The following is a 13,056-nucleotide window of genomic DNA, read 5'->3' as shown; positions in this document are numbered from 1 at the left end:
CTGGATGCGCGCGAAAACGATAGTAATGGCGCGAATTTGCTAATAAACCGTATAAAGCTAACCAAAACGCTAACAAACGCCCGAATACATCCCTTTCACGCCCCATTTCAGGGCATCGACCACAAATCCTGACTATCCAGAATTCCCTATTCCGGTGCATGGAATTGTGTCCTATGCTCGCGGCTCGTCCTGTTCCGCCGCCATCATGCCTACCGCCCGCCCCGCCTCGCCGTCGATCGACCCGCGCATTCTGCTGCGCGGCATCGGGCAGATCGTGCTGCAGGCGAACGCGCTCACCGGCGCGCTGCTGCTCGTCGCGCTGGCGCTGACCGACCTGCGGCTCGCGTGCGCGGCGCTGGTCGGCTCGGCCGCGGCGAGCATGACGGCCGTGCTGACGGGCGCCGAACGCCGCGACGTCGAACAGGGGCTGCATGGCTTCAACGGCGCGCTGGCCGCGCTGATCGCCGTTGTATTCGCACCCGATCCCCACGTCGCCCTCAGGCTGACGCCGCTGGCCGCGATCGGCGCGGCACTCGTACAGCGCACGATGCGCAGGCCGCTCGCCCGCTGGCGCCAGTGCCCATATTCGAGCCCGTGCCTAGCCGTCACCGCGCTGTGGCTCCCGTTTGTCGCATCGCAGCATGCGGACGGCGCCACCGCCGGCCCGCTGCTGACGCTGGCTTCCGCAACCGACGCGCTGCTGTCGGGCGTCGCTCAAACCACCTTCGCGCACGGCGCATGGGCCGGCGCGCTGGTCATCGCGGGCCTCGCCGTCGCATCCCGCCGCGCGACCGCGTTCGCGCTGGGCGGCGCGCTCGTGTCGACCGTGCTGCTGATCGCACTCGGCGCAAGCGGCGCGGCGTTCGCCGACGGCCTGCTCGGCTTCAACGGCGCGCTCGCCGCGCTGGCGCTGATGCCGCGCGGGCCGCGTGCGGCGCTCGCGGCCGCCGCACTCGCCGCGCTGATCCAGTGGCTCGCGATGCGCGCGGGCATCCCCGTGCTCACGGCCCCGTTCGCGCTCGCGTCGTGGGTGACCGTAGCCGTCGCGCGCCGCCTCACCCTCGGAGAACCCGATGTCATTCGCACACCGTCCTGATGCCGTGAAGCCCAGCGGCCCGATCTCGGACGCCGAGCGCCGGCTGCGCGTCGACCTCGCCGCCGCCTACCGGCTCGTCGCGCTGAACGGCTGGGACGACTTGATCTACACGCATTTGTCCGCGACCGTGCCCGGCGAGCCCGGCCACTTTCTGATCAACCCGTTCGGCCTCACGTTCGACGAGGTGCGCGCCTCGAACCTCGTGAAGATCGACCTGGCCGGCCACCGGATCGGCGACAGCGAGCACGCCGTCAACGTGACCGGCTTCGCGCTGCATGCGGCCGTGCACACCGCACGCGCCGATGCCGTCTGCGTGATGCATCTGCACAATACGGCCGGCATCGCCGTATCGATCCAGAGCGACGGGCTGCTGCCCGCGTCGCAGCACGCGTTGCGCTTTCATGGCGATCTCGCGTACCACGACTATGAAGCGCTCGCGTTCTCGCCGGCCGAAGGCATGCGGCTGACCGCGAGCCTCGGCGCGAAATCCGCGATGCTGCTGCGCAATCACGGCACGCTGACGGTCGGCCGGACCGTTGCCGAAGCCTATGTGCTGATGGATACGCTGATCAAGGCGTGCTACATCCAGATCCGCGCGCAGGCAGGCGGCGGGTCGCTCGTGCTGCCGGACCCGGCCGTCGCGGACCGCACCGCCGAACAACTGCGCGACGGCGGCGCGATCGAAGGCGAGCTGGAATGGCCGGCGCTGCTGCGCCGGCTCGACCGGATCGATCCGTCGTATCGCGACTGACGCCGTCGCCGCACCCCACCGAATCGTTCATCGTCAATCGTTCAATCCCAACCGGAGCATGTGTCATGCCGACTTTCAATATCCAGCTGTTCGAAGGCCGCACCGTCGAGCAGAAGCGCGCATTCGTCGAAGCGATCACGCGCGTCACGTGCGAGACGCTCGGCTGCACGCCGGGCTCGGTCGACATCATCATCACCGACGTGAAGAAGGAGAACTGGGCGACCGCCGGGAAGCTGCGGAGCGACGAGCTCTAAAAGCGCGTCGCACCAAAACGACGCGCTTCCGAAACAGGGCAGCGCGTCGTCATCGTCTGGTCGCGATGCGGTTCCGATCTGACCGCCCTCTCGATCGACATCCTGCAGCCTCTTCAAATACCCGATCGCCGGCAGCTATCTCGATATATCGCCGTTGACAACGATTCTCGCTACCACTAACTTTCGAGAACATCGCCGCGCCCAGGGAGCATTCCGATCCAACTGCGAAGTGAATCAAATATTTTCTGCAGATTTTTTATGCAAATATATTCGCATAACGAATCATTATTTATTCCTTGGTACGCGAAGCAGCGTTGTTGTTTTCGTCGGCAACCCGACCACCTGCAACGCGCTCGAGACCCTGCCGCGGCGTCGAACGCGGAGAGAAATACCCGAGCGAAATATTCGCCAATGATCGTACCAACAGGCAACACATGATTTCGGACAAACACGTCGCACGTGCGCTGAATGATCTGATCCTGCAAATGGGCGCCGATCTGGACCGCTCCCTGCTGACAGTGAAAGCGTCGTGTCCCGACGCCGAGTTCGTGATCTATCGCACATTCGTTTCGTCGCTGTTGACCACGATGCTGGTCGACTTCATGAATCCGCTCCATGCACGCCACCCCGACCTGAAGTCGCCCGAACTCTCATGATCCCGGCCCGCGCCGCCCGTCGCGGCGTTGGGAGCGGCTTCCACAGCACCGGCCCTCGCCCGTTGTGCGCCCGCACATCGCTTTGTCACGCAATCGGCGCATAATGCCGGACAGACTCAGCAGCCAATGGCCACCCGACGGAGACCGCCATGGAAGCGAAGAACGAGGAAGTGGTCACACACCTGCTCTCCGACGTCGTCGAATTCGCGCGCGCTCGGTTGCCCGAAGCCACCTTCCGGATCGTCGAACCTTTCCTGCGTCATTACTACGATTTCGTCGATGCCGACGATCTGCAGAACCGCGGCATCGCCGACCTGTACGGCGCCGCGATGGCGCACTGGCAGACCGCCCAGAAATTCGTGCCCGGCAGCGAGCGCCTGCGCGTGTACAACCCGATTCTCGAACAGCACGGCTGGCATTCCGACCATACGGTGATCGAGATCGTCAACGACGACATGCCGTTCCTGGTCGACTCGGTGACGATGGCCATCAACCGTCTCGGGCTCGCGCTGCATTCGGCGCTGCATCCGGTGTTCCGCATCTGGCGCGGCGCCGGCGGCGGCATCGAGCGCGTCGACGCGGGCGGCGCGACGTCCAGCGACGGCCAGTCGCAGCTCGCGTCGTTCATCCATTTCGAAGTCGACCGCTGCGGCGACGCCGCGTTGCTCGACACGCTGCGCGAGGACATCGCACGCGTGCTCGGCGACGTGCGCGCGTCGGTCGAGGACTGGCCGAAGATCGTCGACATCGTCCGCGCGACGATCAAGGAGATGAAGGCGCGCGAATCGACCGCGGAGGACATCGAGGCGCGCGCATTCCTCGAATGGATGGCCGCCGATCATTTCACGTTCCTCGGGCAGCGCGACTACGCGCTCGTATCGGACGGCACGGGCTTCGGCTTGCGCGGCATCGAGGGCTCGGGCTTCGGCATCCTGCGCGAATCGCTGCGCACGTCCGACGCGCCCGACGTGACGCCGCTGCCGCAAGCCGCCGCCGACATCATCACCGGCGCGTGGCCGATCTTCCTGACCAAGGCGAATTCGCGCGCGACCGTGCACCGCCCAGGCTATCTCGACTACGTCGGCGTGAAACTCGTCGGCGCCGACGGCAAGGTCACCGGCGAGCGCCGCTTCATCGGGCTCTATACGTCGACCGCGTACATGGTGTCGAGCGCCGAGATCCCGATCGTGCGCCGCAAGTGCGCGAACATCGTGCGGCGCGCGGGCTTCTTGCCGAAGGGGCATCTCGGCAAGTCGCTCGTGACGGTGCTCGAAACCTATCCGCGCGACGAACTGTTTCAGGCCGACGAAGACGAGCTCTACGACATCGCGCTCGGCGTCCTGCGCCTGCAGGAACACCAGCGCACGCGCCTGTTCGTGCGCCGCGACCGGTTCGACCGCTTCGTGTCGTGTCTCGTGTTCGTGCCGCGCGACAAGTACAACACCGACCTGCGCCGCCGCATCGCGAAGCTGCTCGTCGATGCCTACAACGGCGTGAACGTCGAATTCACGCCGCTGCTGTCGGAATCGGCGATCGCACGGATTCATTTCGTCGTGCATGCCGAACCGGGCACGATGCCCGACGTCGACACGCGCGAACTCGAAACGCGGCTCGTGCAGGTCACGCGCCGCTGGCAGGACGATCTCGCCGACGCGCTGCTCGATGCATTCGGCGAAGAGCAAGGCAACCGGTTGCTGCAACGCTATGCCGATTCGTTCCCGGCCGGCTATCGCGACGACTATCCGGCACGCACGGCCGTGCGCGACATCGAGCTGATCGAGCGCGTGAAGGATTCGGGCCAGCTCGCGATGAACCTGTACCGGCCGATCGAGGCCGAGCCGCGCGCGTTCCGCTTCAAGGTGTATCGCGCGGGCGACCCGATCGCGCTGTCGCGCAGCCTGCCGATGCTCGAACACCTCGGCGTGCGCGTCGACGAGGAGCGGCCGTACCGGATCCAGACGCAGGATGCCGCGCATGCGTGGGTACACGATTTCGGCCTGGAGCTCACCGACGATACCGAATTCGACATCGAGCGCGTGAAAGGCCTGTTCGAGGATGCGTTCGACCGGATCTGGAGCGGCCGGATCGAGAACGACGACTTCAACCGCCTCGTGCTGCGCGCGCACCTGAGCGCACGCGAAGTGACGATCCTGCGCGCGTATGCGAAATACCTGCGGCAGGTCGGCTCGACCTTCAGCGACGCATATATCGAACGCGCGCTGACCGGCAATCCGGCGATCGCACGGCAACTCGTCGAGCTGTTCCTGCTGCGCTTCGACCCGCACATCGGCAACACGCGCGACGTGCTGGCCGAACGGCTGCTGAAGGCGATCGAAGGCGCGCTCGATCAGGTGCCGAACCTCGACGAGGACCGCATCCTGCGCCAGTTCCTCGGCGTGATCAATGCGACCGAGCGCACGAACTACTTCCTCGCCGACGCGAACGGCGAATCGAAGCCGTACCTGTCGTTCAAGTTCAATCCGGCGAAGGTGCCCGGCCTGCCCGAACCGAAGCCGATGTTCGAGATCTGGGTGTATTCGCCGCGTGTCGAAGGCGTGCACCTGCGCGGCGGGCGCGTCGCGCGCGGCGGCCTGCGCTGGTCGGATCGCCGCGAGGATTTCCGCACCGAGGTGCTCGGGCTGATGAAGGCGCAGATGGTGAAGAACGTCGTGATCGTGCCGGTCGGCTCGAAAGGCGGCTTCGTCGTGAAGAACCCGCCTTCGCCCAGCGATCGCGAAGCATGGATGCGAGAAGGCATCGCGTGCTACCAGACGTTCCTGCGCGGGCTGCTCGACCTGACCGACAACCTCGCCGGCAACGCGATCGTGCCGCCGCCCGACGTGGTGCGCCACGACCCCGACGATCCGTACCTGGTCGTCGCCGCCGACAAGGGCACGGCCACCTTCTCCGACTATGCGAACGCGATCTCGCACGAATACGGCTTCTGGCTAGACGATGCGTTCGCGTCCGGCGGCTCGGTCGGCTACGACCACAAGAAGATGGCGATCACCGCGCGCGGCGCGTGGGAATCGGTGAAGCGGCACTTCCGCGAGATGGGCGTCGACACGCAGACCACCGACTTCACCGTGGTCGGCGTCGGCGACATGTCGGGCGACGTGTTCGGCAACGGAATGCTGCTGTCGCCGCATATCCGGCTCGTCGCCGCGTTCGATCACCGGCACGTGTTCCTCGACCCGAACCCCGACCCGGCGACGAGCTTCGCGGAGCGCCAGCGCATGTTCGCGCTCGAACGCTCGAGCTGGGCCGACTACGACACGGCCGCGATTTCGCCGGGCGGCGGCGTGTATCCGCGCACCGCGAAGACGATCCCGCTGTCGCCGGCCGTGCAGGCCGCGCTCGGCATCGACGCGCACGCGCTGCCGCCGACCGAGCTGATCCGCGCGATCCTGCAGGCGCCGGTCGACCTGCTGTACAACGGCGGCATCGGCACCTACGTGAAGGCGGCGCGCGAAACCCACGCGCAGGTCGGCGACCGCGCGAACGACGCGGTGCGCGTGAACGGCGCGGACTTGCGCTGCAAGGTCGTCGGCGAAGGCGGCAATCTCGGCTGCACGCAGTTCGGCCGCATCGAGTTCGCGCAGCACGGCGGCCGCATCAATACCGATGCGATCGACAACTCGGCCGGCGTCGATTGTTCGGATCACGAAGTCAACATCAAGATCCTGCTCGGGCTCGTCGTCTCCGACGGCGAGATGACCGAGAAGCAGCGCAACGCCCTGCTCGCCGAGATGACCGACGAAGTCGGGCTGCTCGTGCTGCGCGACAACTACTACCAGACGCAGGCGCTGTCGATCGCGGGCCGCTATGCGGTCGAGATGCTCGACGCCGAGGCGCGCCTGATGCGCTGGCTCGAACGCGCGGGCCGCCTGAACCGCGTGATCGAATTCCTGCCGACCGACGACGAAGTCGCCGAGCGGCAGGCCGCGAAGCTCGGCCTCACGTCGCCGGAGCGCGCGGTGCTGCTCGCGTACAGCAAGATGTGGCTCTACGACGCGCTGCTCGAATCCGACGTGCCCGAGGATCCGCTGGTGGCCGCGATGCTCGTCGACTACTTCCCGAAGCCGCTGCAACAGCGCTTCAGCGAGCCGATGCGTCGCCATCCGCTGCGCCGCGAGATTCTCGCGACGCACCTGACCAACGCGCTCGTGAACCGCGTCGGCTGCGCATTCGTGCACCGGCTGATGGAGGAGACCGACGCGAAGCCCGGCGACATCGTACGCGCGTGCATCATGGCGCGCGACGTGTTCGACCTCGATGCGGTATGGCGCGACATCGATGCGCTCGACAACCGTGTCGCCGACGACGTGCAGGCGCGCATGTTCGTCGACGTCACTCGGCTGCTGGAGCGCGCGGCGCTGTGGTTCCTGCGGCATCTGCAGTCGGGTGCGGTGGCCGACGGCGGCGTCGCCGGATTGATCGCGCGCTGCCGCGACGCGGTGCAGCGCATCGCGCCGCAACTGCCGTCGCTGCTGCCGGCCGACGATCTCGATGCGCTGTCCGAGCGGCAGCGCGTGCTGGTCGACGCCGGCGTCGACAGCGCGCTCGCGATACGCGTCGCGAGCGGCGACATCTCGGCCGCGCTGCTCGACATCGCCGAAGTGGCGGCGACCTGCAACCGCAGCCTCGAACTCGTCGCCGGCGTCTATTTCTCGCTCGGCACGCTGCTCAATTACGGGTGGATCGGCGAACGCGCGGCGACACTGCCGACGCCGACGCATTGGGACATGCTCGCGCGCGCCGCCGCACTCGCGGAAGTCGCGCGGCTCAAGCGCACGCTCGCGACGAGCGCGCTCGCGGAATCGCCGGATTCGACCACGCCGGACACGATCGTCGGCGCGTGGCGCGCGCGCCGCGAGGCCGCGCTCGCGCGCTACGAGCACCTGCTCGCGGATCTGCGCGCATCCGGCGGCGCGAGCCTCGCGGTGCTGCTCGTGGTCGTGCGGGAGATGGCCGTGCTCGAACGCGCGTGACGGGCGCGACAGGTCAGACCGTCGCGACGAGCAATTCTTCCGCGCGGTTCGGCGGCCGCAGGCCGTCCGTGCGATCGGCGAAATAACGGCGCGTCAGCTCGGCGGCCGAAACGTGTTCGGCCTTCGCAAAGCCGGCCTCCCGCGCGAGCGCCTGGATCTGCGCCGGCATGAAGAAGCTGATGAACGGCGTGCCGCTCGCACGCGCGCCCTTCGCGGCCATTTCCAATCCCGGGCGCACGTCCGGATCCGCATTCTCCAGCGGCAACAGGAACGTCATCGCGAACGTCGAACCCGGCGCGAGCGACGCGGCTTCGCGTAGCGCAGCCGCATTCGCTTCGCGCGTCAGATACATGCTGACGCCGGTGGACACCACGACCGCCGGTTTGCCGGCATCGAAGCCCGCGCCGACGAGCGCGTCGCGCCACGACTGCTTCGCCTCGAAATCGACCGGCACGAAGCGCAGCCAGTCGGGCACGCCGAAGCCGAATTCGACCAGGCGACGCTGCTTCCAGCGCTGCGGCGCCGGCTGGTCGACTTCGAACACCGTCACGCGCGACGCCATGTCCGGCCGGCGCTGCACGAAGCTGTCGAGCCCCGCGCCGAGAATCACGTACTGACTCACGCCGCGCGCGGCCTGCCCGGCCACGAGATCCTCGATGAAGCGCGCCCGCGCGACGATCGAGGCGCGAAACGGCCGCGTGAACTGGGGATCCATGTCGCCGCGCTGCTGCCAGCCGGGTTCCGGCGCGAGCAATTGCAGCCCGATTTCGTCGGCGAGCACATGCGGCGGCGCGTCGAGCTCGACGTGCAGCGCGCGCCACAACGCGACGCGCGCGGCCGTGCCGTCGGGCGCGTCGTCTTCGCGGATATCGGTCATGTCGACCTCACGCGCCCTGCCTGCCCGGCGCCTGCAGGCGCCACACGCGGCCGTCCGGATCGCGCACGGTCATGTCGCGCGTGCCCCAGTGCGTGTCCTCGAACGGCGTGACGACATCGACGATCGGTTGCGGCTGCACCGCCTGCTCGTCGGCGACCTTGATCACGACCTGCATGTCGGGCTTTTCGCTCGGCGGCACTTCGGCGATGAACAGGAACGGACCGTCGCCGCTGCGCAACTGGCCCGAGTTGTGATCGGTTTCGAATTCCAGCCTGAAGCCCAGCGCCTGAAAGAACTTCGCCGACTTGCCCCAGTTGTGCGTGGTCAGATACACGGCTTCGATTCGCTCGGATGACATGTCACTCCTCCTTGTTGGACGGTCCCGCGCCGGTCGGCGGCGCGGCCAGGTACGCGCGCAACGCGTCGGCCACGAGCGCGGACAGCGATTGCTCCGTTTCGATGGCGCGATGCTTGACCTGCCGGATCAGGCCGAGCGGCAGGTACACGTTGAATTGCTTCACTTCTTCGTCGGTCATGGAGGCTAGTATGCTAGCAATCTAGCAAAAGTCAACCGGGGGTGATGGCGGGGGCGGTCGCGGCCCGCGTGCAGGCCGCCGTCGGATGTCGCGTGTCCGCGTTACCTTACGCTGCGTGCCGCGAGCCGCGCGAACAGCGCGTCCAGGTCGAATCCCGCCGTATTGATGCCGATCGTGTCGCGCAGGCACGCCGCCCAGTCGGCTGCATCGTCGAACGTGACCGTGCGGCCGGCTCCCGCCGCGTCGCGCAGCGTCAGCACGGTGTTGAGCAGCGCCGCGCGGCCGTCCGGCAGCACACGGCACGCGATCAGGTCGTTCACGAAGATCGATTCGGGATACGTCGACGTGAACCAGTTCGCGGCCTCGTAATCGATCCATTCGGCCGGCTTCAGCGAGAAGCGGTAGGTCGTCTGCCAGCCGTCGGGGATCTCGAACTGCATGTCGAATTCGCCGTCGACCGGCGCATCGATCACGCGAAACGCGCCGTGCGGCGTCAGTTGCCGCTCGCCCGGCACGAAGCGCAGCGGCGTGGTCAGCGTCGCGCTGCCGAAGCCGATGTCCGCGAGCCATGCCGCGCCGTCGAGGTCGATGCGCAGCAGCATGTGCGTCTGCGCGGTGACGATCTCGGGCGGCCGCATCCAGCGCACGCGCGCGATCAGCGGCGTCACGCGAAAACCGATCGTCGTGAGCGCGGTATGGAACAGCTTGTTGAGTTCGAAGCAGTAGCCGCCGCGGCGGCGTTCGATCACCTTGTCGACGATCGCGGGCAGGTCGAGCGCCACCCGCGCGCCGGTCAGCGGATTGAGGTTTTCGAACGGAATCGCCTGCGGATGCAGCAGATGCAGCCGGCGCAGCACGTCCAGCGTCGGCTCGGCCGGCCCGTCGTAGCCGATGCGGGAGAAATAGCGCGAGAGGTCGAACGAGTCAGTCATGAGCCGGCACCGATAAAGGAACACGCCACGATAGCATCGCGCGAAATCCCCATGTTGTGCGGGACCACCGTTCGTCGCCGGCGTGCGCGATGCCGGCTACGCATCGCGCACGCACCCGCCCCACGTTACGGCAGCAGCTTCAGCGCGGACGACGCAACCGACGGCACCGAAATGCCCTGGCTCGTGGCGAACTGCACGGCCTGGCCGAGCGTCGCGGCAAGCGATTGCAACTGGCCCGGCGCGCTTTGCGCGATATACGACGCGGCCTGCATGTTCTGCGGATTCAGGCCCGATTGCAGCAGCGACGCCGCGCTCGTCGAGCCCAGATTGCCGAGCCCCGACTGCAGTTGCGAATACTGCGTGAGCCCCTGGCCCAGCGACGCGAGGCCGTTGCTGAACGCCTGCTTGTCGATCGGGCCGTGCGTGGCGCCGCCGCTCGCGAACGCCTGGCCGAGCGCCTGCGACACCGATTGCTGCGCACCGCCCATCTGCGACAGCGTGGCCGGCGACGGCGCATCGCCGCCGGATAACTGGCTCGCGGCCTGCTGCGCCTGCCCGGCCGCCCCCGTCAGCCCCATCGCCGACGCGAGCGACGACTGGCCGTTCAGCACCTGCTGGTTCGCACCGACATAGGCCTGCAGCAACTGCGCGGCACCGCCCTGCGCAGGCGCCGCCTGCTGCTGGCCGCCGCCGAGCAGCGACGCGCCGATCGACTGCAGGTCGAGCTGCGCGTGTGCGGCGCCGCTCACCAGGATGCCGAACGCGATGCCTGCCGAGGCCAGATGCCGGCCCGTCGCGCGAATGTGCTTCATGTGTTTCCCTCGTGCCCGAATTGTCGAGGCGATATTGTCGAAGCGCGTCGCGCGCTGCCGCAACGACTGAAACACATCGAAACGAAATCGGGCCGCGTCGCCGCTTGCAATTCGGCGGCCGACGGCCGCCGTCGAGCGGATTCGCGTGCGTTTGCCGCGCGATGCCGCGCACGTACCGCGATTCGTTCTCCGGTCGCATCAATGGATACCGGCCCGTGCCGGCGACGCGACGAAACGCATCCGCCGGCGCGCTTCGCGTCGAGCGATGCAAAACGAAACGGGCAGCTCGCCGCCGCCCGTTTCGTCACCCGGCTTTGCCGGCTGCCTGCCGGCCGCGGTATTACGCCGCCATCCACGCAGGCACCCGCCGGGCCACCCAGTCGGCCGCCTGCTCGTAGCCGCGCGCGAGCTGCAGCACGGCGAGATCGGCGCGCGGACGGCCGATCAGTTGCATCCCCATCGGCAAGCCCGCGTCGTTGAACCCGACCGGCACGTTGATCACCGGGCAGCCGGCCAGCGTCCACGGCACGACCGTTTCCATCCAGCGGTGGTACGTGTCCATCGCGCGGCCCGCGATCTCCTTCGGCCAGCGCTGGTCGACGTCGAACGGGAACACCTGCGCGGTCGGCGCCGCGATGAAGTCGTAACGGTCGAAGAAGCGCAGCACCGCCTGATGCCATGCGGTCCGTTCGACGCTCGCGTCGAACACCGCCGCGCCCTGCATCGCGAGCAGCCCTTCGACCTCGTAGATCGCCTCGGGCTTCAGCAGCGCGCGGCGCGCCGGGTCGCGATAGTGCGCGAGCAGCCCGCCGCCCGACAGCAGGTGCCGGTGCGTGAGCCACAGGCGCCAGATCCGGTCGGGCGCGAATGCCGGCAGCGCCGCATCGACGTCGCAGCCGATCTCGCGCAGCGTCGCCAGCCCGCGCTCGCACTGCGCGAGCACGCCGGCCGCGGTCGCGAGATAGCCGTTCCAGTCGCCGACCCACGCGACGCGCTTGCCGCGCAGGTCCGCGTCGAGCGGCTGCGCGAACACCGCCGGATCTTCCGCGAGCGACAGCGGATCGTTGCGGTCGTAGCCGGCCTGGATCGCGAGCAGTTGCGCGACGTCGCCGACGGTACGGCCCATCGGCCCTTCGATGCCGAGCTGCTGCATGAATACGTCGACGCCCGGCCAGCGCGGCACGCGGCCCTGCGACGGACGGAAGCCGTAGATGTTGCAGAACGCGGCCGGATTCCGCAGCGACCCGCCGAAATCGCTGCCGTCCGCCACCGGCAGCATCCGCGACGCGAGCGCCGCCGCCGTGCCGCCGCTGCTGCCGCCCGCGCTCTTCGTCAGGTCGTACGGGTTGCGCGTCGCGCCGTAGACCTCGTTGAACGTGTGCGAACCGAGCCCGAACTCGGGCGTATTGGTCTTGCCGATGAAGATCGCGCCGGCCGCGCGCATCCGCGCGACGCCGACGGAATCGGCCTGCGGCACGTTCTCGCGGAAGATCGGCGAGCCGTAGGTCGTCCGCAGCCCCTTCGTCGTCGCCAGATCCTTCGGCGCCTGCGGCATCCCGTGCAGCCAGCCACGGTACTCGCCGCGCGCCAGCTCTGCATCCTTTTCCGCGGCTTCGGCCAGCAGCGCATCGCGCTCGCGCAGCGCGACGATCGCGTTGACCGCGCCGTTCACGCGCTCGACATGATCGAGATACGCACGCATCGTCTCGACGCACGACACCGCCTTGCCGCGGATCGCCGACGCGAGCTCGCCGGCCGACAGGCGCACGATCGGATCGACGGAAATGGAAGCGGGAGCGAGAAACTGCGGGGCGCCGTGCGGCATGCGGGTCTCCTGGGAAGCGGTATCGGATGGCGCGCCGCCGGGCGGCGGCCGACGCTCTACTCTACGCGACGCCACCCGGACGACCTCCGATATTTTGCGGCGCGATTCATTGCGGATCCGACTGAATCGCGCTCGCGCGGATAGTCCGAGACGACTGGCCGGGCCATGGCCGCCGGCACCGCGCGCAGCCGTTTATGCGCATAAACTTAAATTTCTTATATTTTTAATCGGCGTGCCACGGGACCGCGCGTTAACGACATTTTTATGCGACCGGCCGATCTCTTTAGATCGTTTCGTCCGGTCGCCCGCTACGCTGGAAGCTCCTC

General features: G+C 67.7%; 11 protein-coding genes. 5 read left to right on the top strand and 6 right to left on the bottom strand.

Annotated features, from left to right (window positions below; translation table 11 throughout):
* Positions 1-205: 205 nt before the first annotated feature.
* From C4B30_RS02610 to C4B30_RS02590, 5 genes are all read left to right on the top strand, one after another.
* The gene (locus tag C4B30_RS02610) at positions 206-1,096 is read left to right on the top strand and encodes an urea transporter (RefSeq protein ID WP_105131635.1); all 891 of its coding nucleotides are present in this window, start codon (positions 206-208) and stop codon (positions 1,094-1,096) included.
* Positions 1,074-1,847, top strand: coding sequence for a class II aldolase/adducin family protein (locus C4B30_RS02605; protein WP_105131634.1), 774 nt, complete (start codon positions 1,074-1,076; stop codon positions 1,845-1,847). The genes C4B30_RS02610 and C4B30_RS02605 overlap by 23 nt, the downstream gene beginning before the upstream one ends.
* Positions 1,848-1,912: 65 nt before the next feature.
* Entirely contained in the window at positions 1,913-2,101 is a 189-nt protein-coding gene (locus tag C4B30_RS02600) for a 4-oxalocrotonate tautomerase (protein WP_105131633.1), read from the top strand.
* A 434-nt stretch (positions 2,102-2,535) separates the two neighbouring features.
* Positions 2,536-2,757, top strand: a complete 222-nt coding sequence (locus C4B30_RS02595; RefSeq protein ID WP_105131632.1) for a hypothetical protein — start codon at positions 2,536-2,538, stop codon at positions 2,755-2,757.
* 149 nt (positions 2,758-2,906) lie between these two features.
* A complete protein-coding gene (locus C4B30_RS02590; RefSeq protein ID WP_105131631.1) occupies positions 2,907-7,748 on the top strand; it encodes an NAD-glutamate dehydrogenase in 4,842 nt (1,613 codons plus the stop codon).
* A gap of 13 nt (positions 7,749-7,761) precedes the next feature.
* Here the strand turns inward: C4B30_RS02590 and C4B30_RS02585 are convergent, their stop codons facing one another.
* The 6 genes from C4B30_RS02585 to C4B30_RS02560 all read right to left on the bottom strand — a co-directional run bounded on the left by C4B30_RS02585 (position 7,762) and on the right by C4B30_RS02560 (position 12,730).
* Complete coding sequence (locus C4B30_RS02585; RefSeq protein WP_105131630.1) at positions 7,762-8,625, bottom strand: class I SAM-dependent methyltransferase; 864 nt, start codon at positions 8,623-8,625, stop codon at positions 7,762-7,764.
* A gap of 7 nt (positions 8,626-8,632) precedes the next feature.
* On the bottom strand, positions 8,633-8,983 hold the full coding sequence (locus tag C4B30_RS02580; RefSeq protein WP_089501934.1) for a VOC family protein: 351 nt from the start codon (positions 8,981-8,983) through the stop codon (positions 8,633-8,635).
* A gap of 1 nt (position 8,984) precedes the next feature.
* The gene (locus C4B30_RS02575) at positions 8,985-9,161 is read right to left on the bottom strand and encodes a ribbon-helix-helix domain-containing protein (RefSeq protein ID WP_089501935.1); all 177 of its coding nucleotides are present in this window, start codon (positions 9,159-9,161) and stop codon (positions 8,985-8,987) included.
* A 101-nt stretch (positions 9,162-9,262) separates the two neighbouring features.
* Positions 9,263-10,093, bottom strand: a complete 831-nt coding sequence (locus C4B30_RS02570) for an arylamine N-acetyltransferase family protein (RefSeq protein WP_105131629.1) — start codon at positions 10,091-10,093, stop codon at positions 9,263-9,265.
* Positions 10,094-10,218: 125 nt separating this feature from the next.
* Entirely contained in the window at positions 10,219-10,905 is a 687-nt protein-coding gene (locus tag C4B30_RS02565; RefSeq protein WP_105131628.1) for a hypothetical protein, read from the bottom strand.
* A 340-nt stretch (positions 10,906-11,245) separates the two neighbouring features.
* On the bottom strand, positions 11,246-12,730 hold the full coding sequence (locus tag C4B30_RS02560) for an amidase (protein WP_105131627.1): 1,485 nt from the start codon (positions 12,728-12,730) through the stop codon (positions 11,246-11,248).
* Positions 12,731-13,056: the final 326 nt, after the last annotated feature.

Source organism: Burkholderia sp. BE12 (assembly GCF_002959955.1).
Taxonomy (GTDB): Bacteria; Pseudomonadota; Gammaproteobacteria; order Burkholderiales; family Burkholderiaceae; genus Burkholderia.
Note: the sequence above shows the minus strand (reverse complement) of the source record. Positions and strands in the feature narration are given on the sequence as shown.